Source organism: Alkaliphilus oremlandii OhILAs (genome assembly GCF_000018325.1).
Classification (GTDB): domain Bacteria; phylum Bacillota; class Clostridia; order Peptostreptococcales; family Natronincolaceae; genus Alkaliphilus_B; species Alkaliphilus_B oremlandii.
In genome coordinates, this window is the sequence record NC_009922.1 from 3,008,300 (window position 1) to 3,033,049 (window position 24,750).

24 protein-coding genes are annotated in these 24,750 nt (G+C 35.8%); 5 read left to right on the forward strand and 19 right to left on the reverse strand.

The window, feature by feature from the left end:
* Positions 1–188 precede the first annotated feature (188 nt).
* On the reverse strand, positions 189–1,232 hold the full coding sequence (locus tag CLOS_RS14555) for a MerR family transcriptional regulator (protein ID WP_012160603.1): 1,044 nt from the start codon (positions 1,230–1,232) through the stop codon (positions 189–191).
* Positions 1,233–1,683: 451 nt separating this feature from the next.
* Here CLOS_RS14555 and CLOS_RS14560 point away from each other — a divergent pair, with 451 nt between their 5' ends.
* From CLOS_RS14560 to CLOS_RS14570, 3 genes are read left to right on the forward strand one after another with little or no spacing between them, the layout of a single operon-like run.
* The gene (locus CLOS_RS14560; protein ID WP_012160604.1) at positions 1,684–2,199 is read left to right on the forward strand and encodes an RNA polymerase sigma factor; all 516 of its coding nucleotides are present in this window, start codon (positions 1,684–1,686) and stop codon (positions 2,197–2,199) included.
* A gap of 16 nt (positions 2,200–2,215) precedes the next feature.
* Entirely contained in the window at positions 2,216–2,536 is a 321-nt protein-coding gene (locus tag CLOS_RS14565; protein ID WP_012160605.1) for a hypothetical protein, read from the forward strand.
* Between the two features lie 2 nt (positions 2,537–2,538).
* Positions 2,539–3,210 carry a hypothetical protein gene (locus tag CLOS_RS14570; RefSeq protein WP_012160606.1) on the forward strand — a complete coding sequence of 224 codons (672 nt, stop codon included), beginning with the start codon at positions 2,539–2,541 and terminating at the stop codon, positions 3,208–3,210.
* Positions 3,211–3,357: 147 nt separating this feature from the next.
* Here CLOS_RS14570 and CLOS_RS14575 read toward each other — a convergent pair whose 3' ends face one another.
* Positions 3,358–3,708 (reverse strand): DUF2200 domain-containing protein, encoded by a 351-nt coding sequence (locus CLOS_RS14575; protein WP_012160607.1) that lies wholly within the window; start codon positions 3,706–3,708, stop codon positions 3,358–3,360.
* A 162-nt stretch (positions 3,709–3,870) separates the two neighbouring features.
* Between CLOS_RS14575 and CLOS_RS14580 the strand changes: the two genes are divergently transcribed.
* Positions 3,871–4,686 carry a UPF0489 family protein gene (locus tag CLOS_RS14580; protein ID WP_012160608.1) on the forward strand — a complete coding sequence of 272 codons (816 nt, stop codon included), beginning with the start codon at positions 3,871–3,873 and terminating at the stop codon, positions 4,684–4,686.
* Between the two features lie 162 nt (positions 4,687–4,848).
* Here the strand turns inward: CLOS_RS14580 and CLOS_RS14585 are convergent, their stop codons facing one another.
* From CLOS_RS14585 to CLOS_RS14650, 15 genes are all read right to left on the reverse strand, one after another.
* Positions 4,849–6,180 carry an amidohydrolase family protein gene (locus CLOS_RS14585; protein ID WP_012160609.1) on the reverse strand — a complete coding sequence of 444 codons (1,332 nt, stop codon included), beginning with the start codon at positions 6,178–6,180 and terminating at the stop codon, positions 4,849–4,851.
* A 431-nt stretch (positions 6,181–6,611) separates the two neighbouring features.
* On the reverse strand, positions 6,612–7,070 hold the full coding sequence (locus tag CLOS_RS14590) for a hypothetical protein (RefSeq protein WP_012160610.1): 459 nt from the start codon (positions 7,068–7,070) through the stop codon (positions 6,612–6,614).
* 4 nt (positions 7,071–7,074) lie between these two features.
* Positions 7,075–7,902, reverse strand: coding sequence for a MerR family transcriptional regulator (locus tag CLOS_RS14595; protein WP_156774462.1), 828 nt, complete (start codon positions 7,900–7,902; stop codon positions 7,075–7,077).
* A gap of 252 nt (positions 7,903–8,154) precedes the next feature.
* Complete coding sequence (locus CLOS_RS15395) at positions 8,155–9,039, reverse strand: alpha/beta fold hydrolase (protein WP_012160612.1); 885 nt, start codon at positions 9,037–9,039, stop codon at positions 8,155–8,157.
* 208 nt (positions 9,040–9,247) lie between these two features.
* Positions 9,248–9,727 (reverse strand): 23S rRNA (pseudouridine(1915)-N(3))-methyltransferase RlmH, encoded by a 480-nt coding sequence (gene rlmH, locus CLOS_RS14605; protein WP_012160613.1) that lies wholly within the window; start codon positions 9,725–9,727, stop codon positions 9,248–9,250.
* A gap of 208 nt (positions 9,728–9,935) precedes the next feature.
* Positions 9,936–10,103: a CxxH/CxxC protein gene (locus CLOS_RS15715; protein ID WP_012160614.1), complete on the reverse strand. Its 168-nt coding sequence runs from the start codon at positions 10,101–10,103 to the stop codon at positions 9,936–9,938.
* Between the two features lie 456 nt (positions 10,104–10,559).
* Positions 10,560–11,885: a serine protease HtrA gene (gene htrA / locus CLOS_RS14610; protein ID WP_012160615.1), complete on the reverse strand. Its 1,326-nt coding sequence runs from the start codon at positions 11,883–11,885 to the stop codon at positions 10,560–10,562.
* Positions 11,886–11,917: 32 nt separating this feature from the next.
* On the reverse strand, positions 11,918–12,712 hold the full coding sequence (locus CLOS_RS14615) for an MBL fold metallo-hydrolase (RefSeq protein ID WP_012160616.1): 795 nt from the start codon (positions 12,710–12,712) through the stop codon (positions 11,918–11,920).
* A gap of 52 nt (positions 12,713–12,764) precedes the next feature.
* On the reverse strand, positions 12,765–14,027 hold the full coding sequence (locus CLOS_RS14620; RefSeq protein ID WP_012160617.1) for a UDP-N-acetylglucosamine 1-carboxyvinyltransferase: 1,263 nt from the start codon (positions 14,025–14,027) through the stop codon (positions 12,765–12,767).
* A gap of 394 nt (positions 14,028–14,421) precedes the next feature.
* Positions 14,422–15,321 (reverse strand): two-component system regulatory protein YycI, encoded by a 900-nt coding sequence (locus CLOS_RS14625; protein WP_012160618.1) that lies wholly within the window; start codon positions 15,319–15,321, stop codon positions 14,422–14,424.
* 15 nt (positions 15,322–15,336) lie between these two features.
* Positions 15,337–16,710, reverse strand: coding sequence for a hypothetical protein (locus CLOS_RS14630; protein ID WP_330360304.1), 1,374 nt, complete (start codon positions 16,708–16,710; stop codon positions 15,337–15,339).
* 108 nt (positions 16,711–16,818) lie between these two features.
* Positions 16,819–17,325 carry a hypothetical protein gene (locus CLOS_RS14635; protein WP_012160620.1) on the reverse strand — a complete coding sequence of 169 codons (507 nt, stop codon included), beginning with the start codon at positions 17,323–17,325 and terminating at the stop codon, positions 16,819–16,821.
* Positions 17,326–17,415: 90 nt separating this feature from the next.
* Positions 17,416–19,239, reverse strand: a complete 1,824-nt coding sequence (locus CLOS_RS14640) for a sensor histidine kinase (RefSeq protein ID WP_012160621.1) — start codon at positions 19,237–19,239, stop codon at positions 17,416–17,418.
* Positions 19,240–19,241: 2 nt separating this feature from the next.
* Complete coding sequence (locus CLOS_RS14645) at positions 19,242–19,931, reverse strand: response regulator (protein WP_012160622.1); 690 nt, start codon at positions 19,929–19,931, stop codon at positions 19,242–19,244.
* A 75-nt stretch (positions 19,932–20,006) separates the two neighbouring features.
* A complete protein-coding gene (locus tag CLOS_RS14650; RefSeq protein ID WP_012160623.1) occupies positions 20,007–20,813 on the reverse strand; it encodes a peptidase MA family metallohydrolase in 807 nt (268 codons plus the stop codon).
* A 303-nt stretch (positions 20,814–21,116) separates the two neighbouring features.
* Between CLOS_RS14650 and CLOS_RS14655 the strand changes: the two genes are divergently transcribed.
* On the forward strand, positions 21,117–22,397 hold the full coding sequence (locus CLOS_RS14655) for a S8 family peptidase (protein ID WP_012160624.1): 1,281 nt from the start codon (positions 21,117–21,119) through the stop codon (positions 22,395–22,397).
* 116 nt (positions 22,398–22,513) lie between these two features.
* On the opposite strand, the gene CLOS_RS14660 is transcribed toward CLOS_RS14655, so the two are convergent.
* Positions 22,514–23,722 carry an EAL and HDOD domain-containing protein gene (locus CLOS_RS14660; protein WP_012160625.1) on the reverse strand — a complete coding sequence of 403 codons (1,209 nt, stop codon included), beginning with the start codon at positions 23,720–23,722 and terminating at the stop codon, positions 22,514–22,516.
* A 77-nt stretch (positions 23,723–23,799) separates the two neighbouring features.
* Complete coding sequence (locus CLOS_RS14665; RefSeq protein WP_012160626.1) at positions 23,800–24,708, reverse strand: GGDEF domain-containing protein; 909 nt, start codon at positions 24,706–24,708, stop codon at positions 23,800–23,802.
* Positions 24,709–24,750 lie beyond the last annotated feature (42 nt).

Here is a 24,750-nt window from a genome sequence, read left to right on the forward strand (position 1 = left end):
TATCGCTGTCGTCTTCACATCACTACTGTGATGGCGCATCATCTTAAAAAGAGCCATTATCACTTATGATAAGGCTCATCGTAGCATTGTAACTGGAGTTTTTATAAATAGAATACAGTTGTATGATTACTTCAAGGATTGTTTTTCTCATGAATGTTTTGATGATATCCTTAGGTAGATATCTAATTTTAATCTCCTATAACTATCATCCAAGTGAAATTAACGAGATGTTTATATCTAAACCCGATCCCCTTTTTCTCCACATAATCTTTTAGTTTTTTCACATCACTATAGAATTCGTCCTCTACGATCTCCCATAAATCATCCCTGCCATTGGCTATAAACTCTCGTCTTTTTTCCTCCCTGTCTTCCACGTTAAAGAACATTAAATCGCCTATTACAATTTTACCTTTCGGATTTAATGAATTCAACATATAATCTATGGCTTTTTCTTTTTCTATTTCTGTTAGATGATGAAATGCATACGTCGTTGCTATACAGTCAAATTTAACTCCGTCAACATAGATTTCATCTAAGAAATTCCCTAGCTTTATTTTCATTTTAGGATATTTATTTTTACATTGTAGAAGCATTTCTAGGCTTTGGTCTATGCCATACACGTGTAGTTCTTCACTATATAGTCCTGTAAGGTTTCCAGTACCGCACCCTAAGTCTAAAATTTTCTCTGGATTAGTCGTTTTTATTTCTTTACGAACTTCCTCTAATACCATAGGATAATCTTTAAAAAGCTCTAACTCATCATTGTTCTTACTAAGTGATTGGTCATAGTTCATTGCCCATGTATCAAAACTCCATTGATCCGTCCAATTACTAATAGTTTTTTTATTTTTTTCTAGAACTCTTTCCATCGTATCAAAATAAATTTGATTATTTTCATTATCATTTAAAATGCTGTCAATGCTATCCTCTATAGTCTTTTCGATATTTTTTAATCCTTGAATTTTCTTTTGTATGGCTTGTTTTTGAAAATATAGACTTCTTACAAAAACATAGCCATCATCTATATTTTTGTCTAGCAGCACTTTAATCTCTTGCAAGGAAAAACCGAGGTCTTTTAGCAGCAATATTTCCCTAAGTCTTAGCATATCAATATCGCTATAATTCCTATATCCGTTTTTATTACGCTTAGGTACTACCAACCCTTTTTCTTCATAGACTCTTAAACCCTTTGGTGTTACACCCAACCTATTACAAACATCCATTGTCTTCATACAATCACCTCTGTATATATCATAGATCCTGCCTCAAGGGCAAAGTCAATATGTTTTTGATATAATCTTTATACTTTCATCCCTATACATCATGAAGCTTGAATCCATAATAGGTTTCTTCTTTTAAAAGCATACTATCCTTAATGGGAGTCAACTTTAAAAATTTTATGAAAATGTGCTCTATCAAGCTTACATACAGAGATAGGAATACGATCTGTGATGCTCACAAATTTGTCTCGATATCTTGGTATATACGATCCTCCCATCTTGATTTCCTAATCGTTATCAAATATAGGTTAACATAATAGCTAGAGTTTTTCTATTGATCTATTTTACTAACACAACAAATTCGTTTAATATTTTATTATCCACCTTAAAGTTTTTTATCAATTTTTCAAACAAAATCATACTTCATCCGTATATATATGATGAAAGAGGGGTGACTAAAGCTTTGGATATAGAAACCATGATTGATATTTATAAAGATGATGTTTACAAACTCTGTCTTAAACTAACGAATAATAAAATAGATGCTGATGATCTTTTCCAAGATACATGGTTAAAATTATATAGTAATTTCCATAAATTAAACGATCAGAAAACTTATAAAAACTGGATCTACACAATATGCATTAATACTTATAAGGATTCTTATTCGAAAAAGAAAAGATGGCTAAACATTATAACGGATTTTTTTGATTCCAAAGTTCAGCATGAGGTTATGGAGCATCAAAGTTCAACCATAGATGAAACAGAATTTATAATCTTTAATACTATTGAAAAAAAAACAATACAGAATCTGATTAAAGACTTAGATGAAAAATACAAACTCCCAATCATACTTTACTATTATTTGGATTACAGCTATGTTGATATCGCTAGTATTCTTAATATACCAATAGGAACTTTAAAATATAGACTGAATCAAGGAAAGAAATTATTAAAAACAAAACTAGAAAATATTTAATACGAGGAGGTCCATAATGGAAAATAATGAATTTGATAACCTAATTAAAAATAGTCTGATGGATGAAGATCATTTAATCCCAGAAGAGGCCCTAGTAGAAAACACTAAAAATTTGATTCAAAAGAAAAGAAAGCATTATTTATGGATCAATAAAATTTTTACACTTTGCTTAAGCTTTATATGTTTATTGTTTTCGATTAAAGCAGTTTCTTTATCCATACAAAGTGAAAATATGATCATCATAAATAGCTTATTGTTATGTTTTGCATCTGTTATCATTTTAAATTTAATTTACAGGCATGAAATAATCACTTTTCTTAAGATAAAGGGGGAATAAATATGAATAGCTTCATTTGGGCAGGTATATTTTTCTCTTTTTATCTGATAACCAAACTATTATTAAGCTTATATATATACAACGATGCAAAGGCATTACAATTAAAAGCTACACTTTGGTCTCTAATTGTCATGCTGCTTCCCAATTATATTGGATTTGTATTGTATTTAATTATTAGAACTGTAACCCTTAATAAAACACTTGATGAAAAGGAGAAAATGATGAACATACAAACATTTAAAAAGCCCATTTTATTAATAATATCTATTTTATTTCTAGGAACTTCTTATTATTTTTTAGGGAATTACTTTAATGATACCTTTAGCTCTAAATTTGATAATTATCAAGATGCAGTAGCTACAATAGAGCGAGGGTGGATTCCAAAGCATATCCCCAAAACAGCCACAGATATCTATGAGGTTCACAACATCGATACGAATATAGGAAATGGTATTTTTAAGTTGTCTAAAGAAGAAAGTATCAATTTTTATTCAACATTAAATTCAATTGAAAAAAATGAAATGATCAACCTAAAAAGTATTAAAAAGAAATGGTGGGATCAGAATGAAATCAAAAAGAATATTGAAAATGATCATTTTCTATTAGGAAAAAGAGAGCATTTTATTTATGCAATTGATCCCAATGGTACTGTGTATTTTTGGATCCAGGAGTAAGTATGGATAAAAGGTCTCTTACACCACAAGGAATATAATTTTATTCCATTAGATTGCCGAAAGCTTTAAAATTATTACAAATTTAACAAAAAACACTTATTCTTTTATATTTTATATATAGAATCAGTGTTTTTTCGTTTTTAATTATTATTTTCGTAAAATCTTATCCATCGCTTTTCCTTTTGCTAACTCATCAATCAGCTTATCCAGATAACGAATTTCCTGCATCGTTGATTCTTCGATTTCTTCTACTCGGACGCCACAAACTACTCCTTTAATCATAGTCCGCAAAGGATTCATCTGAGGAGCTTCTGCAAAGAAGGTCTCAAAGTCTTTCTGTTTTTCCAGTTGGACTTCTAGCTCTTCTTGGCTATATCCTGTTAACCAGCGGATGATTTCATCCACTTCTGTTTTCATACGTCCTTTTTTCTCCGCCTTTGTAACATAAAGGGGATAGACACTTGCTACACTCATTGTATCGATGCGATGTTTGGTCATAATACATCCTCACTTATATGCTTTTCTTTATTGTATCACGAAAAATAGTCGAGTCCAAATAAAATAAAGGTCCACCAAAAAATAACACTTTTTCTTTGATTAAAAATATGGTATTCTATATAACGTCAAAATTTTAGGATGTTTTTAAAGGAGGGATTACGATTGAAAACAGACAAAGTAACTGAAAAAGTAGTGGGGGAAAAGAAAATTTATATTGTAGAGAATCATCATGAAGTAATCATCCCATGGTCAGAATATGCTTCTCATAATGAAACTGCACCCGTATTGTTAACCTTTGACCATCACATGGACACTCGTAGTGCTTTTTACAGGTATTCCCGTGAGGTTGCTGGTTTAGAGTGGAGATCTGTAAGAGATCAATTGATAGCCAATGTAGACATAAATAAATCAAGTACAATGATATCCTCATTAGAAAAGCTTTGTAATAATGAACATATAGATTTTGCATTGCAAACTGGGATGATCTCAGACGCAGTCGTATTTAGCTTAATGAACGCAGATATTTGCACAGACTATGACAATAGTAAAATCTACTATATCGATCCCCTCTGTACTAGCAAATGTAAAAAATTTCCACACGACGATGAATGCCAACTTAATGTATATGATAAGGTAATCGAAGGGGAGGAGCTATTGTTCAAATTAAATAAGATCAATAAGTTTATACCTGGTTTCTTTATCTCCAATCGAATAAACAAGAAATTTATTTTAGATATTGATTTAGATTGTTTTCATACTAAAAAAGCTATCAATGCCATAGATGTGTCTGTTTTTAACTATCTAGTAAATAATGCAGAAATAGTTACTGTAGCAACAGAAGAATATTATGTTGAATTAGAAAAAAAAGACAATGATATCAACAAAAATTATCTTTTAGAAAAGTTATTATTGCATATAGAAAATGCTATACAGTCAACAAAAGATAATAAAAGATGTAAGTTTTCTACGGCATCTTAAAGAAGTCATTCAAATCACTCTCGCTCCTATATACTCAAGACTCAAAAGGAAAACCGCACCGACCTATGGTACGGTTCACCTTCTACCCCTTTAATCATCTTATTATTGGTACCATTTTATTAAAAAATTCTATATTCATTTATGGTTGTTCATTTTCAAATCCTAATAACTTTTTTTGAGATTCTCTATTTCTGCTTGGAGGCTTTCACCACTTAACCATACGCCCCGAACCATGGTTCCTTCTAAGGATCTAGTATTTTTAATGTCCTCTAGGGGATTTTTTGATAAAAGAATTAAGTCAGCTTCTTTTCCCTCTTCAACTGTTCCCCATTTATCCAACTGTCCTAAAAACTCAGCAGGGTTATAGGTTGCTGTTTTTAATACCTCATAGGTTGTTAATCCTGCGCCAGATAAATACTCTAGTTCATTATGCAAAGAGAACCCTGGAACTATAAAAGGATTATTTGCGTCGGTGCCAGCTAGTAATTTGCCTCCTTTTTCGTGGATCGTGCGGACAATCTGCTGTCGCTTTTCTAAGTCGAATACATCAATCGCTCTTTCTTTCATGTCTTGCCACATTGTAATTGTTTCTGGGACAATATATTCTAACCCTTCAATCTCGTGTTCTTCCTTAAATATATGAGTAATGGTTAATGTAGGTGTATTCCAAACATTATTTTCTACTGTCATTTCTGCTTCATTCTCGATGTTCTGTAAACTATAGCCACTTAAATGTTCGATGGAGCTCTGACCCAACTCAAGCACTCGCCTTATTCCCACTGCTCTTGGCACATGGCCCACCACTCTAATCCCTATTTCTTTTGCCGTCTTCATAATCTCTTCGTAGACCTCTCCATTTAAAAGTTCATAGACTTTAACTGCATCATATTTGTTTTCCTGCACTGAGATTACGGCTTTCCTTGCTTCTTCTGAGGTTTCTAGAATCTTACTGCCCGGCCATATGGGATTAGGGCCGTCCATTAATGGCCCCGTCGTGAAAATTCTAAGACCCTGAAATCTTTTATTATTGAAATCTCTCAATCTGAGGTGGTCAGGACTTCCCCACATATTTTGAATGCTTGTTATACCATTTGCTAGGTAGAGTTTTTCATCCCCCGTATATCGCCATAAATGAACATGCATATCTACTAAGCCTGGCATTAAGTATTTGCCTTCCCCCTCTATAATTTGGGCTTCTTCAGGAATGGCTACTTTTTTAAATTCTCCAATCTCTGCAATTAATCCATCTTTTATGACTACACTTTGGTTTTCTAAAACCTTATCCTCGGTCATTGTAATCAGGTTTACATTCTGAAATACAATTGTGGTAGATTCTTCTGAAGGTTTAGAATCCTGGGTATTTTGATGATTGGATTCACTTTGATTGTCTCTTACGTTTGTTGCCTCTTGACCATTACATCCTACGAACAATAACAAACTGATGACTACTAGGAAAAACAGGATTTTCCTTGCTAAATTCACATTTAACTTCATACGACCGCTCCTTCTTCCCAATTATTTTTCTAACTCTTTCTTAAGCCTAAGATTACAAGCACAATAATTTTATTTAGATAAGTGGAGAAAGTAACGGTTATTTCCTTTCCTTCGTCTAACAACCGTTTGTGAATTTTTACAATAATTACTTGGATCTATTCAGTTTCATTGGCAGCAATTAACAGTGGCTTGCTTTCTATAAGGCGCTTCCATTTCTTAGGAGTTAATTCTATAAATAAATCCTTAAGTCCTCTATTTTTTAAAAATTAACTAAAAACTACTTTTATAAGCTTTGAAGCCCAGATAGAAGATTAAAGCAAATGACAGAAAACTTACTGGATAAATTTTACTTTTTTAAAACAACTTAAAAGCACCGCAAGGATATAAGTTCTTTTATCCCTACAGTGCATATAAGTATTTTAACAGCTTCGTTATTTAATTTTCGTCATTGTAGACTCATAGCCTCCACCCCCAGGGTATACCCAGGCACCACTGTTGCTATTTCCATCTTGGCTAAACTGACCTTTGTAATAAGCAGGGGATCCTTTTTCTCCACCCCAAATAATAAGGGTATCCTCTAGTATCTCATAGGTATAATTAAAAGTATTTCCCATATTGTCAAAATACCTTGATTTAATATCTTCACTTGGACTTTCTACTCCAAATTCTCGATCCTGTCCAATAATTTCGATACCTTTTATTTTCTGTCCATATTGCTCAAGGTCCACATGTTGGATTAGAAAAAAACCACCTTCCATCCATGAGTAGATAACTTGTCCACTAATATCTGGCCCCGATACTTTCCATGTACCTACTAACCGGTCTAATTTTTTAAGTGTTAAGCTTGGTACTGGCATTTGGTATGTTTCATTATTCATTGCATCACTCATAGTTTCATCTCTCCTTTTTATGCTTTTTAACTATTGGAAACTGGATTTCTGTTTGATATTTATCAGGGTCTTGCTCATTTCCTGGATGACATAATCCATATGCTCGTTCACTTCCTACAATCTCATACCCATTATCTTCAATCCATTTAGCCAGCATGGTTTCCCCTTCTGGGAGGGTCTTATCATAGGATCCTTCACAAATTACTGAGGCAGCAAGTGCTATAGGTTCTAACTCTTTAAAGATAAATTGATCTGTGCTTTTTCTTAGTTCTTTTACAGGAACAGCTATTTCAATATCAATATCTTGTTCTTTATATTCTGTGTCATGATAAATAACAATAACATCATTTTCTATGATCGTATACAAATCATTATTTCCAATATAGGCATACATTTTTTCCCAAAGTGCCTCTTGATAACTATAATCAGAAATGGTCTCTCTTAGTGACAATACCTGTATAGAAGGTATTGTCTTTAATATAACTTCTCCGCAGGTTATTGTATAATTTCCTTTCTCTATCCGCTCATACATTTTATTTAATAAATCCATCTTTTTCATCTCATTGGAAATACTCTCTTGAATAGCTTTTGATTTTTCTTGAAAAATTTTGCGCGTATTGTCTTGCTCCTCAAAATTATCTAGAATATCTCCAATTTCTTGAATAGAAAATCCCATGTCACGCAATGCAACAATTCTTAAAATTAGTGGAATTTGAGAGGAACTATAAAGCCTATATCCGTTAATTTTATCTATTTCAGCAGGGTAAAATAATCCGCATTTTTCATAATGCCTCAACATTCGAGGCGATACCCGTACCAGTTGAGAGAACATCCCGATTTTGAACACTGTAACACCACCTGTTATATAATCATGATTATATATAAAGTATATAGTTTAACACTATGGCAAGGTCAAGTATTAATTTATATAATTCTAAATCTTATTAGGATTTAGAACAGATTACACCATATTTATGATCTTATTTTAAAAACCACCATTACAACAGTATGGTTCAACGTACCGTTGTAATAGTGGTTTTTCAATACGTACTAAAGCACCTTTCCCAATTACCAATGGCTTTCATTAATATTGGTCTATGTCCTTATGAAATGCTTGAATCGCCTTGCTAAATTCTAGCGGATACTGGAATGTAACATATGCATGGCTCCCTCCAGGAATAACCACAACTTGACTTGACCTCAGAAGCTTTTGAAAATTTTCTATGCCTTCTTTTATCTCCTTCGACTTCCATTCCTCTTCACTGGGTAGCATTAAAACAGGACAGATAACATTTTCAAAGTACTTTTCGAATTTGATATCCCAAAAATCTTCTAAATATTTATCTATTACCCATTTGGGACAAGCAGATGTATATTTTCCATTTCCTGTTTCCGAACTATCATATCGTTCGAATTCTTCGATCTGCTGATTCCACAGTATACCACCCTGCTCATAGTTCTGCTTTGCCATCTCAATTTTTTCAACTATTGAATCAAAAACAGGATTGCTTTTATTTGCTCTTTTAGTTCGCAGTTCTATTTTTTTATTTGGTATTTCCTCTTTTGCTATATCACACACGCCGTTTTTACCAAAGTAGTTCTGAATCGCACCTTCTGCTACAATAGACCGTACTCTTTCCGGAAAATGTGCTGCAAGATTTACTGCAATTTCTCCACCTAGGGAACTTCCCACTATATGTGCCTTCTCTATTCCTAATTGATTCATAACTTCTATAATATCTATTGCCATATTGTCTAATGTGTATCCATTCATTACTTTCTCAGACTTCCCATGTCCTCTAAGGTCCAACGTAACTATGTGATATTTATTAATAAAATATGGTACAACTCCATTCCATTGTGCCAGATTTCCCCCTGAAAAATGTATAAACACAATCGTTTCTCCATTTCTAGGATACTGATTTACTTCTAATTCCGTTCCATTGACTGCAACTCTCAATTTCTCCAATATTTTCCCCCCTGATATTAAACAATAATATCAATGTTGGTATGTTGAATATAAAAACAATGAGTTTCCATTTTTTTCATTATAGCCCAATTTAAAATTACTGGCAATGAATTAAGGTTTAATTAAAAAAAGTAAGTGCTAGGCATCGGAGTTACACGATTATTAAACGTAACCCCTGGGTCTAGCACTTACTTACAAAAATCTGCCATCATTTATGGTACGGTTCCCCCTTAATAATTCGAAGCCCTCTGTAAATCTGCTCCAGCAATATCAGCTTCATCAACTGATGGGGAAATGTCATGGGAGAAAAGCATAGCTTATAATCTGCTCGTTTTAGCACATCTTCTGAAAGTCCTAGAGAGCCTCCGATTATGAAAGCAATATTGCTATTGCCAGCTACACCTAAGCTTTGCAACTTATCTGCCAGCTCTTCGGAAGAAAGCATCTTTCCTTTTAAATCCAATGCGATAACGTACATTCCATCTTTTATATTTTTTAAGATCCCTTCTCCCTCTTTATTTTTTACGATTTGCTCTTCTGCACTGCTAAGGTTTTCTGGAGCTTTTTCATCCGGTATTTCGATGATGTTCAGCTTTGCATATCTTGTTAATCTCTTTATATATTCATCGATGCCCAGCTTTAAATATTTTTCTTTTAATTTGCCGACACTGATTATTGTTATATTCATAAATTCGCTCCTTCATATATTAGACATCTAAAATGAATCCTACCAACACTCAAATTACATAATGATAATTGCATGTATTTTAAGCTGGGAAATTCGTTCGCCTATCCATATTTTGGTTTCGATGTTTCACGTGAAATTGCTTTATTTTTAAAAGTATTTTGATTGCATAAATTGGGTTAGGTCATAAAAAAAGCCGAGGAGCCCTCGACTATACAACTAAATATTTAGGTATCCTATCACAAAAATCACAGGTTTTTGGTGCCATCCAATCTGAAAATGACACTTTCTCTAGCTCATAGATATCTGGCGATTGTTCGTACACATCAACAAAATCGTCTATTGCATCTTCTAAATGTTCTCCGCACACTACATACATCTATAATCAACTCCAATTAAGGTTCTATTTTCATATGAATAACCTGTAGCTGAATAGTATCCTTTGTTTTTTCTTAGTATAGTATTTGTTAAAGTAAGTAATTCATACATTTGTTGAAAGATTTATCCATTATTTTCTGACTATTTCCATTATATAGCATTCCATTCAATAATTCAATTCTTTTGTTTTTATTCCATAAAATCTCTTCTCTAGCACTATCCAAAAGAGCCCCTTCTTAGGTCATAGGAACTAAATGTGGTCGCATAAATTGGGTTAGATCGCAGTCTCATTGCACAATTTTATTCTCCTTACAGTCGATAAAATTGGCATTCGTTGCCTTTGACCTACCATCAATTTATTGCTCCCTTCGGTCGCATAAATTGGGTTAGGTCATAAAAAAGGTACATCTAAAGATATTCAACGCCAATACCTTAGATGTACCTTCTAGATATGTTTTTATCTTTCTGCAAATGATTCGAATACAATATCGACCTTTACTTCCTTGTTATTTCTGATTACCGTTATTGTGGCTTTGTCTCCCGGTCTGTATTTGTAGATGGATCTTGTCAAATTGCTCATTCTACTGATCTCATCATTATCAATTTTAACGATAATATCATTTCCTTGAATTCCATACTTTGCTGCCACTGAGTTTTCCAATACCTCTTTAACGTAAACACCATGTTCTACCGGTGTCTGTTCTCCACTATAGGCTCTATAAGCATCTAAGTTCAATCCTCTAATGCCCAGATATACCCTTGTAAATTCTCCATTTTCAATGAATTGATCTACAATTGGTTTTGCAATATTAATTGGTATAGCAAATCCCAAGCCTTCCCCAGTGCTTATTTTAGCTGTGTTGATCCCTATAACCTGTCCTTTTGCATTTAGTAATGGACCACCACTATTTCCTGGGTTAATAGAAGCATCTGTCTGCATTAGGTTTTCTATGGTCTCCCCAGCAGTATTTATGGTGATGGTTCTGTTCAATCCGCTGATAACTCCTTGGGTTAAACTTCTTTCAAAGGTTAGTCCCAGTGGATTTCCAATGGCAATGGCAATTTCTCCTACCTCTACACCATCACTGTCACCCAAATCTGCGGCGATAAAGTTTTCTCCTTCTATTTTTATCACTGCAAGATCTAAGCTGGCTTCATTCCATAGAACCTTAGCATCCAGTTGTCTACCATCGCTGAGAAGCACCTTTACCTCTTTTGCATTACCATCATTTACTACATGGGAGTTGGTCAGTATATACCCTCTAGCATCTACGATTACCCCAGTACCTACTCCCGATGCTTCTTGCATGCCCAGCCAGGTTCTCTGAAGAGAAACCGTTGTAATACCTACGACGGAGGGCATTACCTTTTTAGCAACGGCAGAATATACTGTTAAATCCTGGTTCGGGTTAATTGTAATGTTCTGTGCAGCTTCATTAAATGATATACCTCTTTGTTCCAACATCTCTGGCAAAAGCTGATAGGTAGCACCTAAAGTTAGCGCACCTCCCAAAACTATTCCAGCTAAGGTACCACTGATAAACCTTTTGCGTGATTCTTTGGAGAATCTTCTCTCCATCCTGTTGAGTTCTTTTTCCATTTCCTCTATGCTTACATTTACCGCTACAGGCTCCACTTGTAGGATGGATTCTTCCGCTTTCATCTCTACCTCTTCTACTGCAAGCTCTCTGTAGCTTTCTGTTTCTTGCTCTTTATTTCTGCTACTTGTGTTTGCATCCTGCTCTTCAAATTGATTTTTTCTTTCATTTTCAAAATTATTCAAACGAATCGCCTCCAAGGAACTAAAATATAGGATTAAAATTGATATATATTACTTACCCTGTCCCTATACAGTAAATCTAGTTCTATGTCTCTTCCTACAATAATTTTTTTGTTTTCTAAAATATTTTTTACTGTTGCGATCGCTAGTTCAGGAAAATTATTTTCCTTGCTCAAATGGGCAAGTAATATGGATTTTACATTTTTGTGTACCAGCTCAACGATGGCATTCCCTGCGGCTTCATTGGATAGATGCCCCATATTTGAAAGGACTCTTCTCTTTAAGCTATAGGGATAGCTGCCAGCCTTCAGCATTTCTTCATCATGATTCGATTCTAATATGACGAGATTGGAGCCCTCTATTTCACCTATAACATCTTCGCTTATATACCCGAGGTCTGTAGCAATGCTTATTTTAATATCCTTTTTCTTAATACTGAATCCAACGGGTTCATTGGCATCGTGAGAGATTCTATAAGGCCGGATGTTAAAGTCTCCAATATAAAAATCTTCGTTGGATACAAAGTTTTTTATATTTTCCTCCTTAACTTTTCCAATCTTACAGCCCATCCCTTCCCATGTTCCAGTATTCGCATAAATGGGAACATTATACCTTCTAGATAATATACCAACACCATTGATATGATCGCTGTGCTCGTGACTCACTAGAATCGCCGAAAGGTTTCTAGGATCTACATCAACTTCTTTCAGCTTATTTTCTATTTGCTTGCCACTCAGCCCTGCATCTATTAATATGAAATGATCTTTATCATGGACCAAATGGCAATTACCGCTACTCCCACTTGCTAAAGAGCAAAAACGAACTGTCATATTTACTGCCTCCAATTTATCCTTATTATATCGAACAATCCTTAAATTAGTCTTAATTCGTTTCCTTTTTTCTTCTGATGCTTGCACCCAAGCTGATCAATTTCTGTTCCAATTGATCATATCCTCTGTCGATATAGTGAACATTTTCTATTTCGGTTTCGCCCTTCGCCGCAAGACCAGCAACGATCAAAGAAGCGCCTGCTCTCAGATCGGAAGCGGACACCTTTGCCCCTGTTAGATTTTCAACACCATGGATCACTGCTACCCTACCGTCCACCTTGATGTCTGCACCCATTCTTTTCAGCTCATCCACATGCTTAAAGCGCCCTTCAAAAATAGTTTCCGTTACAATTCCCGTTCCTTCTGCTGTGGACAACAGACTGCTCATTGGCTGTTGTAAATCCGTTGGAAATCCTGGATACACTAAGGTTTTGATGCCAACACTCTTCAATCTACCGGAAGAGATTACCCTTAAAGATTCCCCGTTTTCTATCACCGTAACACCCATTTCCTTCAGCTTTGCAGTGATGGCATCCAAGTGCTTCGGTATGACGTTATCGATTAACACATCGCCACCAGCAGCAGCGGCAGCAATCATATAAGTCCCAGCCTCTATTTGATCTGGTATCACCGTATGGATACAACCACCCAGCTTTTCTACACCTTTAATTTTTATTACATCGGTACCTGCGCCCTTAACGTCTGCGCCCATGCAGTTTAAGAAGTTGGCCATGTCCACAACATGAGGCTCCTTTGCTGCATTGTCTATAATCGTTGTTCCCTCAGCCATAACTGCTGCCAGCATGATGTTAATAGTTGCTCCAACGCTGACAACATCCAAATATATTTCTGCACCAACTAGTTTATCTGCTTCCACAGTGATAATACCATGCTCGATACTGACACTGGCACCCATTGCTTCGAATCCTTTAATATGCTGATCAATAGGTCTGCTTCCAATGGAGCATCCTCCTGGATATGCCACCTTCGCTTTTTTAAATCGGCCGAGACCAGCCCCTAAAAGGTAATAGGAAGCTCTTAGTTCCTTTGCTAAATCGTGATCTGCAAAGCAACCTTCCATGGCAGTTGTATTAATTTGCAATGTATTGGGTCTTAACTCCTTTACGTTTGCGCCCAAACTGGACAGCATATCCGCTAATATTTTTACATCACTGATTTGTGGTAAGTTATCGATTACGCAAGTATCTCCAGCCAGTACTGTTGCTGGCAGAATAGCCACTGCTGCATTTTTAAATCCACTGATTTTAACCGTACCATTTAACTTTTTTCCGCCTTCAATTATTAATTTTTCCATATATATTACTGACCTCAGTCAGTGATTCACCATCCTTCATTATAGTCTACACCCTCCATAGAGGATGTACATCATGAATATCTATTTAAATATACTATAATTCAATATTATACCAAACTTTCACAGTTTGAATTTATTATAGCATTTATTTACTTATTTGATAAGTATTATAATCTAGGATTATTTGGAAACCAACTTTATCGGCGCTTCTGCCCATTTGACGCATTCTTGCAGCTCAAATTTGTTCACTCCTTCTAGTCGTGCAAATTTGGTGCTTGTCCTATTGACCTACCCTCAATTTATTGCTTTCTTTGGTCACGTAAATCGGGTTAATTCATAAAAAAAGAAAAAGACCGCAGTCTTTTTCTTGGATTTTAATTGGTATGAATTTGCTTTAGTTTTTGTAAGCCTCTACAAAATAAGTCTTTCCGTTGTCGATGGTTATTTTCCACGATGGAAATGCAGTTCCGGATACGATTTCTTTCCAATCCGATTCCATATAGTCGGAAGGACTAAAATAATACCCCAGATTGATTTCATTTACAAATACATCGCCATCATTTTCTCCTACAATTGCACCCATGGCCCTCGTTAAAGCTTCTGCCGCAGGAATAACCGCTTTCTTCTGCTGTTGGGTTTTCTCATACTCCAGGAGCATGGCTTCCATTTTCACGACACCCCGATTGCTCACATAGACATGGATATAGCTTTCCCCCAGGAACTTATTTTTGTATTTCTGGTTATAGACTAATTTATAGACTTGTTCGTCTTCTAAATCTTCCTGTTTGCCGTAATATACTTGGGACAGTTCTATATCTGGAGTCAGTAAATCATTCTGCTTTAAAAAATCATTACTCATCTTATTGACCGTTTTTTCATTCAGTACAAAATGTTTAACATTTCCATCATAATTCATATATTGGATTCGTTTTCCACCGTCTATGATTAATTCCTTGTCCTGGCCCTTAAAGATTTCCTTCTTTAAAATTTTATCCTCCAAGGTCTGATTTTGCCGCTGATAATTTTTGCCTAAAAGCTTTGAAGCTGTCTGTTCAGCATCAAATACATGGTATCTTACCATCAATATCGGCAGAGAAACAATCTCTCTGGGAATATTCACATTCAAGTAAATGGCATTATTATTTAGGTGCTTTTCAACATCCATTACATATTCATCCGTAATCATTTGACTTTCCTGTTCACCAAAAAACTTACTTTGCAAACTATATGTCAGAAAAATATTTGTTACGATGAAGGCTACAATTAAAATATTTTTTGCTTTGGACCAATCCATAGAATTTCACCACCATCACTTGAAGGTAACATTATTCGAAGAGCCTCTACCTATTAAATCACCAGTATAGCTGTCAAAGTAATAAACATCGCCTTTAATTTTAACACGCCAGCTGGGCTTTAGAATCTGTCCCTTATATTCTTCCATGGTATCAAAATAAACCATCCTTACCTCTTCTATGTTTTTTAATATCTCTGATATTTTGCTGCTATCATCCATTTCTTCTTCTGGTTGAACTCCAGTGTTAAAATATTCGGTCTTTAAATTTTTAATATTTTTATCAATGATGCTTGGGAAATTAATTACCAATTGCTCTGGCGTAAAGCCTTTGATATCCATCAATTTCCGTACAGAGCTTCGATATACCTTTACCTTGTCACCGTAAACCTCCACCTCTATGGGCTGCTTTACTTCACTATCCTTCGTCTCTACAGAATAGCCCCCGATGCGGTAGCTAAAGCCAAATAAGTATCCAGTGTTATCGGAGGTTTTTTTAATCTCCTTTAAATACAGATTATCCAATGAATCTCTTTTCTGAAGCATAAATTCTACAGCTGCATCTAAAGAGTCTACAATGTTTGTACTAGATATATTCCCAATCTCCTCATTGTACTCCAGAGCACCTTTGCTGCTAATACGGAGGGTTTTTTCACCGTACCCATAAATATAAACCACAGCACCATTGGCCTCTCTGATACTTTTTACGAAATCAAAGCTTTTATTGAAGAATTTTTTTGCTTTTTCTATCAATATGAGATCATCCGTTATATCAATTTCGCTTTCTACAACGGTCTGCGTAGCTAAAGTAGAATAGGTAACAGGTATGGGCGTGTAGTTGCCTCCCTGTTCATCGAGATGAGAAAAGATAGGGTGATATTTAATGTGTTCAACTTTTGCCAAATCATCAATAAAGCCTATAAGTGCAGAGTTTTCTTCATATTTTGGAAGCTTCACTTCAAATACATTTTCTTCATTATCTACAATATAGATTGTACCTCGATTCAAAGCAGGAATCAGTATTTTATTAATTACCTTTACGTTCTTAACAATTTTATTGTCGAAGGAATCAAAATGCGAAGACACCAGAATCGCTGGCGTATTCTTAGGGAACTCTAGTTCGATGGATTTTAAAAGATTACTCTGCACATAGCTTTCCTTTGAAACTGATTTTATTTCTGCATCTCCTAAAAAGTAGCTCTTGAGAATATCTTTGCTTTCATTCCAAACCATATCCAGGTTGGAGGATAAAATTGTATATTGATTCGTTCTTTTATCTCCAGCACCAAAGCTGACCACAACTGCACTGGGGGAAACAATTTTCTTGCGTTCTTTCGAAACCGCCATTGTATTGATTCGCCCATCTGTCGCTTCAGATTTAAAAATCTCCATTGGATATGGAAACCACAACTGCTGTGTTAGAAAAATACTAAGACACACTAAAACTGAAAGAATTAGGGTCTTTAGTCGCTCCCTATTCATGGCTTATCACTCCAAACCCTATGGCCTTTTTCCTACACCTAGAGTAGAGTTGTTTACGATCTTCTCAAGTAGTACTTTTACTTCCTCTACATTCATAACGTTGACATGCCTTACAACACTATCTGTTAACCCATTTTTATATTCCGCTGTAAATTCTATTTTATTCAGTCCTGATTTTAGCTCTATTTCTGCCCATCCCATTTGAATTTCACCAATGGTCACTTCAATCAGCTCATGAGTTAGAACATAGTTTTCCTCTTCTCCCTCTTTACTGGTATTATGATAAACCGCTATGGATACCTTTGTGTCCTTAGGGGCTTTAAAAGATAGAACTAGGTTTGTATTGCTTGTAACAAAATCCTTTTCTGGAATAACAACTTCAAAAGATTCTTTGATCGTTTCTGCTTTTTTATCGTTATTTTTTGTGGCATTTAAATTTGTATTGGTAGGAGTTGCATAGGACATGATATTAGATGTACCTAAAACAGTACATATAATTGTACCTGCAACAATTTTCTTTATCATATTAATTCCTCCTGTAAAACTACTATATGAATTCTCTTTCATTATATACAAGTAATATTACAATTATATTACAATGAAATTAAATTTGAATTACACATTATATTCCTTTTGTAGTGTGATCTCAGTTACAGGTAGTTTTGTATGAACCTCCGTTCCATGCCCTTCCTCGCTAAATATTTCAATGGTCCCTTCGTGTGCCTCTATGATCTGCTTTGCGATGGATAATCCAAGACCTGTCCCACCCATTTCTCGAGATCTGGCCTTATCTACCCTGTAGAATCGCTCAAAAATTCTGGCGATATCCTCCTTCGGTATACCAATTCCAGTATCTCTAATTTTTAGCGTAACGACGCCCTCGTCCACTATCAAATCTACAATGATTCTTCCACCTTCTGGGGTGTACTTAATACTGTTGCTCAAAATATTTAAAATCACCTGCTCTATTCGGTCTTTATCAGCATAGATATGCACTGGTTCATCCTGTAAATGCGTAATAATCTCTTGAGCCTTATTTTTTGCAGAAACATCTATTTTTAAAATACTATTTTCTATAATTTCATTTAAATTTACTTCTTTTTTATTCCAATTAGATTTTTTGTAGTCTAAATTCGATAACTGTAACAAATCCCGAACCAATCGAGCCATTCGCTCTGCTTCTCCGTCTACAACCTGTAAAAAGCTTGTAGCCAATTCCGTGTTTTCCAAAACGCCATCTAACAGAGTTTCCGTATAGCTTTTTATGGTTGTTAATGGGGTTTTTAGCTCATGGGAAACGTTGGCAACAAATTCCTTTCGCATATTTTCCAGCTTTTGCGCGCTGGTTACATCTTGCAGCAAGAGAATAATGCCACCTAGAGCACCATTTTCGTTGATAAAGGGTGCATAGCTCGCCTCTAAAATGACGCCATCTTCTACATAGAGCATTCTCTGCCCCGTCTGATTTTCTGACATTTCTAGCAGATAGTCCATTTCAAATTCTTCGTCATACGGTTTAAATATTTCATTAAAATTCCTTGGGGCCAGCTGACCCTCTTCTATGTTTAGCATTTCCATCGCCTTAGGATTCACATGGAGGATCTCACCCTCTTTTGTAGCCGCTATAATCCCATCTGCCATGTACGTGATAATCGTATCCAATTTTTGCTTCTCGCTGCTTACTTCTTGCAATACTCCTTTTAACCGTGCAGTTAAATAATTAAACATATTGGCAAGCTGCCCGATCTCATCATCGGATCGGACTTCAACAATCTGTTCAAAGTCACCCTTTGCCATTTGAGCCGCTTTAACAGTTACATCATTAATAGGGCCTGTTATACTTTTCGCAATAAAATACCCTAAGAAAATGGTGATAAAAAGCGCTAAAAAGGTAGCCTTCATTATAATCGTTTTAGATTCTTCTAGAGTTTTATAGATATCCTCTAAGTTGCTCTTTAGGTAAATAACCCCTGCAATCCGATTGTTCTCGTCATGAATCGGCACTACCATATGCTTAGAGCTGTTCAGCTTATTCCCTTCATCGATATGATCTTTCTCTGCGGGCCCGCCACTAAGAGCCTTTAATATCAGCTCCGATTCTAAAAATTGCGTCGCATTCGTATCTGCACTATTTTTTGTATAAAGTGGATTCGTACTAAATATAATAGAAAAATTGCTATCATTCTTTATGATGGTAATACCCATCCCCATCTGTTCATAGCTTCTAATATTTTCTTCCACTTCCATAGGGTTATTCTGCCAATCAATGGTCTTTAAGGAAGTAATCACTGTATTTGCAAGACTGGATAGATTATCGCTGACAACACCCAAATGGTATTGTTCAAACTGCTGCATTAAAAATACACCGATAATCACCATTGCCATAAACACCAGAAGAAAATAGATGGTAATAAACTTCCATCTAATGCTTTTAAACATCGTTACGCCCTCCTGAAGTAGTATCCTACGCCTCTTTTAGTCATAATATATTCAGGTTCTGCGGAATTGTCCTCCACCTTTTCCCTCAATCTTCTTACAGTTACGTCTACAGTACGAATATCGCCATAATATTCATATCCCCATACCTGCTTTAAAAGCTGTTCTCTAGTAAATACCTGCTCTGCCTGAAGGGCCAAAAATTTTAGAAGTTCAAATTCTCTAGAGGTAAGCTCTATGACCGTATCATTCTTTCTTACTTCATACTTAGAAAAGTCGATAACGATTCCCCCTGTTGTAAATATTCCCTCCAGATTGCTTCCAGAACCACTTTCAGTTCTTCTCAGGTTGGCTTTGACTCTAGCCAGAAGCTCTCTCATACCGAATGGTTTGGTAATATAATCATCGGCTCCCATTTCCAGACCCAGTACCTTGTCGACTTCTTCTTCCTTCGCTGTCAGCATCAAAATTGGTACGGAAGAGCTTGCACGAATTTTTCTACATACTTGAAAACCATCCAGCTTAGGCAACATCACGTCTAGCAGCACTAAATCTGGGTTCAATGTCAACGCCTTATTGACACCGTCCTCCCCATCATAAGCCACCAAAACCTTATAGCCCTCTTTCTCTAAGTTAAACCTTACTATATCAGAAATCGGTTTTTCATCCTCAACAATCAAAATATTCTTTGCCACGATGCAATCACCTCTTATATTTGTTAATCGCTTCTTAATGCTTTCTATTTAAATTCAATTTTTCCTTCTAATTCCTTAGAATAAATATAAAAATTCATCGAAGGAATGGCCTTGCCCTAAAAGACGAATGACCTCCATCAGCTTCTCTAAACCGTGCTGGTCCACAAATCCTTTAACCAATCGAAAGGATTCTGTATAAGCCCAATATTGATTTAGACGCTTAAAGTTTGAATTTAGTTCCTCAATTGAATAAATTTTTTTCGAAAAATCAATTTCTTGTCCCCATTGATAGCCATCAATTTGGTATTCAAAGTATAGGCTCACACCCTCAGTAAACCAAATTGGGAAATTGCCTCTGCCTACATGATCTGTAAAGAGATGGGCCAGCTCGTGAAGCACAGGACCCTCCCTATAGAAAATCTCCTTTAGGTTCTGGCTTTCTGCTGCCCAAAGCTCAGGGTCTGCAATGTGGATGCTATCCCCATAGTAAACGCCCATAGGCGGATCCCCTTTATTGAGCATGGTTGTACGCATCATTAAATCTGTATCCTTATATATTACAATCAATATCTTTTCCTCGAAATCGTACTGAAAAATATCTGCCACAGAGCCATACTTATCTTCCGCAGTCTGAATGATCAGATCTAGGGTTTTCTCATCGATATTCTCATACCGGTAAATAAATGTATCGGTTTCTATTTCGCTAAAATTCCGGGTCTTATATAGAACAATTCTATTTTCTACAGCCCTGATAAATGGCCTTACAGCACCGATGACACCGAACCTATTGGATACATATAAAGATGTCATACCTAGCCATATTGTAAATAAAACAATGGGTATCCCTTTCAAGGAATGAAGCTTTCGCCTTCTTTCTATCATCACTGAATATCACCCCTTCTATGATTATGTATGGGGTTATTTATTTTCACATTATATCATATCGACCTATAAATCTCTATCAATAGCGCATTAGGAATATATACCATTAATTCGATATATTCCTTACTTTTCTATCACCTCTTTTCCATTTCTGCATAATTTATAACTATAAGGATCAAGAAGAGGAGATCTGTTCTGACCTCAAATATAAAAGAAAATCGATTCGTTTATGTTTATAAATTTTATATTGCACTCAATTTAAAATCTTGTTTTAAATTTTAGGTGCTTAAAGGAGGACATATTGTGTTTGGATATAGAGATGTTGTAGAAGATTTAGTAGTGGACCGGCTGCTAAATACAAAAGAAGATGCAATTCCAATTATTATATCTGGTAGGGATTGTAATTGTGATGACCTAGAAGCTTTTGTTTCAAGAATGGGGGGAAAAGTCAAATATAAGCTACCCATTATTAACGCTATTGCAGCTTATATGCCTTCCGTCAATGTGAAGTCCATGGCAATGGAGCGTGTCACTGAAAAAATTTATCTCGACGATTATGCCTATAAGCTAATGGATATCGCCTCCGTAACTGTCGGTGCTGACCTTGCCAATGAAAGAGGGTTGACAGGAAAAAATGTCTCCATTGCTGTTGTAGATACTGGCGTATTTCCCCACCGAGATTTAACTACGCCAAACAATAGGATTGTTGCATTTAAAGACTTTGTTGGTGAAAAAAGAGAACCTTATGATGACGATGGACACGGAACCCATGTTGCAGGTATTGTCGCTGGGAATGGCTTTTCCTCAAAAGGAAAATATATGGGTATCGCACCAGATGCCAATATTGTAGGTGTAAAGGTTTTAGGCGGTGACGGTGGGGGAAGTATTTCCGATGTCATTGCAGGGGTTCAGTGGGTCATTCAAAACAGGGAAAAATACAATATTAAAGTGATGACTTTGTCCTTAGGAACAAAGCCAAAGGGCTCCTATACAGAGGATCCTTTATGCAAGGCTGTCCATATGGCTGTAGATTCTGGCATCACAGTCGTTGTTGCAGCTGGTAATAGCGGGCCCAATCCTTCCACAATAACTTCTCCTGCCATCAGCCCTAAAGTAATTACAGTGGGTGCCTGTGATGATAGAAAGGCCTCTAATTCTAAAAATATTACCATAGCAAATTTCTCTAGCCGCGGTCCAACGCCGGATGGCTTAAAAAAACCGGATATCCTTGCTCCAGGTGTTGGAATTAACTCCTTAGCAAATAAACAAGGAGAATACCATACCCTATCTGGAACATCCATGGCAACTCCAGTTGTTGCAGGGTGCGCTGCATTGCTGTACGAGAGTAACCCCCATATTACACCTGGGGCAATCAAGGAAACTTTGTTATCCAATGCCCATAGCTTAGGCCTAAAACCCGAGGAGCAAGGAAATGGGGTATTGAATATTCGCAACATCGCCAACAAAATAGAGCCTGTGAAAAAGCCGAATCCGTCCCATCCCAATAGCTTCAGCAGTGGTTCATTTTTATCAGATAATCTATTTATCATCCTCTTGATTGTAATTATTATATTGCTGCTATAAACGAAGACTCAGCTTCCCTAGGAGCTATCCAAGTTTTATATAAATTGAAGCCATTGACAAGTCAATGGCTTCATAATTTTTTTAAAAAACTGTTTGATTTTCTTTTCTATCCAGTGCTATAAGCCTAAATCATTATACCAAAGCAATGCATCGATATAAGCGTTAAAAACAATATTACTATCTAAACCTAATTCGTTGGCATAAGTAGAAAATTCGTCCCATTGTCCTTTTTCATAGGCAATCATCATCTTGTAGATATCCCCCAAATCTCCCTCTCCCTCTACTAAGGCCGCTTTTATTCCCTTCGCTACCTTCAACTCCTCTAATACATTCTCCATAGGCCTTTTTAATATAACATCCAATAAAGAAAATAGGCCCATCAAAAAAAATCGCTCCGATTGTTTTTGATATCGGCTATTGAGTGCGATTCGTTCTAAAAACCTAGAGCGGATCAGAGATAATCGGGTCAGTTCATCGGGGGCGTCTTGCCCCACAGTATTCACAATAGTCATGTATATCCATTTCTTTATTTCATTTTCTCCAAGAGCTACAACGGCATGTTTCACGGATTTAATTCTATGTCTAAATCCAAAGGCTGCAGAATTCACCAGTTTCAATAGATTGTAGGTAAGCGCCAAGTCCTTAGAAACAATACTTGCGATCTTATTGAAGTCAATATCCTTATGGTTGATTCGATTGGCTAGCTGTATGCAAGTTATATTCATGGGCTGTAGCTTTTGGGATATTACAATTTCTGGCTTGCTGAAAAAATATCCTTGAAATAAAGAGAATCCCAGCTTTTTAGCGTATTCAAAATCCGCTCTCGTTTCTACCTTCTCTGCTAATAGCACCACATCTTTGTTTTGTAAGTACCGACTGATTTTCTTAATCTCTTTTTTGGAGGATAATAAAAAGTCAATTTTTATAATGTCTGCTACCTCGATCAATTCTTCATATTCTGGTTTGTATACAAAATCATCTAAGGCAATTTGATATCCTACCTCTTTTAAATATTTGCTATTGGCTAGCAGTTTCTCACTGGGCAATATGTCTTCCAATATTTCTATTACAAGGTAGTCATTTGAAAAAAGTGTGACAGTTTCATCGTCCATTAGGTTTTCTGTAAAGTTAATGAATACTGGCTTTCCTGTGGTAAGGTTATCAATACCAAAGGTCTGAAAGGTATTAAAGATGACCTCTCTTGAAGCTTCATCCCCATTAATTTCATCAAATTTATTTACAAACCCACTTCTATAAAGAATCTCATACGCAACAACACTTTGCTCCGTATCAAAAATAGGTTGACGAGCTAAAAATACTTCCATAATCCTCAACTTCACCCCTTATACTGCACTATATTAACATTTTAATATACTTCGATCGGTTCTGATCTATACCACCTCTATAGTATTACAAGCTCCGTTAATACAATCCTATTTTTTCCGTCTTCCTTTGCCTTCTTTAAATTCTTATCTGTTTCATATAGGATGCTCTCCAGATCCTTAACAGCAGATTTTACGATGCAAGAGCCCATACTGATGGTGATGTGTAAGATCTCCTGATTAAATAAAATCTCCATGTTTTCCACCGCATCTTTAATTTCATTCATCATCTTAATTGCCAGCTCATAATCCGCATTTTTTAATATAATGAAGAATTCGTCGCCACCGTACCTTGCAATCCAATCCTGATTATTTCTAATTTTTGATTTTACTGTGCTGGCTAATTCCTTTAATACCATATCGCCAGCCAGGTGGCCATGGACATCGTTAATCTCCTTAAAGCAATCGATATCCAACATGATGACGGTTAAAGTATCTTTATCCCTTCTCACGCTCTCCATTTCCATCGGCAGCTTTTGATTGATATATCTTCGGTTGTACACCTTCGTTAAATCATCACTTATAACTTTTCTATTGAGCTCAGATATGATGCTGTTCTTTTCGTTCCCACTTAACCCAACAAGGTCTCCAATAATGCCTGTTTCTGTGATGTTCTTCAAGAACTCCATGGTATAGGCGCACTCCTCAATAACAATCGGTGCTGCCATCACCAGATACACTTCGTCGTTTCGATACTCAATTTTGGTCACTGTGTTTTTTTCTCGAGTAACCTGAGTCGATATGCAATTATCACAGGCTTTTCCTTTCTTCCAAAATTCATGGCAACGTTCTCCATGAACGAAAGCATATCCATCTAAATTTTGATAGACCACTTGATTCGTACTGGGATCTACAATTCGAACAATATCGAATAAGGCCTCCAGTGCGGATAAATAATTCGATATATCATTTAGATTAAAATGTATCATACCAAACAACTCCTCATACATTCCTTATGCAGCATCTATTGA

Excerpts from the sequence above, each read along its gene's own strand:
- CLOS_RS14620 (WP_012160617.1), bottom strand. The coding sequence starts at position 14,027 with ATGGAAAAATTAATAATTGAAGGCGGAAAAAAGTTAAATGGTACGGTT.
- CLOS_RS14630 (WP_330360304.1), bottom strand. The coding sequence starts at position 16,710 with ATGGAGATTTTTAAATCTGAAGCGACAGATGGGCGAATCAATACAATG.
- CLOS_RS14570 (WP_012160606.1), top strand. The coding sequence starts at position 2,539 with ATGAATAGCTTCATTTGGGCAGGTATATTTTTCTCTTTTTATCTGATA.
- CLOS_RS14625 (WP_012160618.1), bottom strand. The coding sequence starts at position 15,321 with ATGGATTGGTCCAAAGCAAAAAATATTTTAATTGTAGCCTTCATCGTA.
- CLOS_RS14585 (WP_012160609.1), bottom strand. The coding sequence starts at position 6,180 with ATGAAGTTAAATGTGAATTTAGCAAGGAAAATCCTGTTTTTCCTAGTA.
- CLOS_RS14565 (WP_012160605.1), top strand. The coding sequence starts at position 2,216 with ATGGAAAATAATGAATTTGATAACCTAATTAAAAATAGTCTGATGGAT.
- CLOS_RS14640 (WP_012160621.1), bottom strand. The coding sequence starts at position 19,239 with ATGTTTAAAAGCATTAGATGGAAGTTTATTACCATCTATTTTCTTCTG.
- CLOS_RS14615 (WP_012160616.1), bottom strand. The coding sequence starts at position 12,712 with ATGACAGTTCGTTTTTGCTCTTTAGCAAGTGGGAGTAGCGGTAATTGC.
- CLOS_RS14595 (WP_156774462.1), bottom strand. The coding sequence starts at position 7,902 with ATGTTCTCTCAACTGGTACGGGTATCGCCTCGAATGTTGAGGCATTAT.
- CLOS_RS14555 (WP_012160603.1), bottom strand. The coding sequence starts at position 1,232 with ATGAAGACAATGGATGTTTGTAATAGGTTGGGTGTAACACCAAAGGGT.
- CLOS_RS15715 (WP_012160614.1), bottom strand. The coding sequence starts at position 10,103 with ATGTATGTAGTGTGCGGAGAACATTTAGAAGATGCAATAGACGATTTT.
- CLOS_RS14665 (WP_012160626.1), bottom strand. The coding sequence starts at position 24,708 with ATGATACATTTTAATCTAAATGATATATCGAATTATTTATCCGCACTG.
- CLOS_RS14635 (WP_012160620.1), bottom strand. The coding sequence starts at position 17,325 with ATGATAAAGAAAATTGTTGCAGGTACAATTATATGTACTGTTTTAGGT.
- rlmH (WP_012160613.1), bottom strand. The coding sequence starts at position 9,727 with ATGAATATAACAATAATCAGTGTCGGCAAATTAAAAGAAAAATATTTA.
- CLOS_RS14590 (WP_012160610.1), bottom strand. The coding sequence starts at position 7,070 with ATGAGTGATGCAATGAATAATGAAACATACCAAATGCCAGTACCAAGC.
- CLOS_RS14575 (WP_012160607.1), bottom strand. The coding sequence starts at position 3,708 with ATGACCAAACATCGCATCGATACAATGAGTGTAGCAAGTGTCTATCCC.
- CLOS_RS14650 (WP_012160623.1), bottom strand. The coding sequence starts at position 20,813 with ATGATAGAAAGAAGGCGAAAGCTTCATTCCTTGAAAGGGATACCCATT.
- CLOS_RS14660 (WP_012160625.1), bottom strand. The coding sequence starts at position 23,722 with ATGGAAGTATTTTTAGCTCGTCAACCTATTTTTGATACGGAGCAAAGT.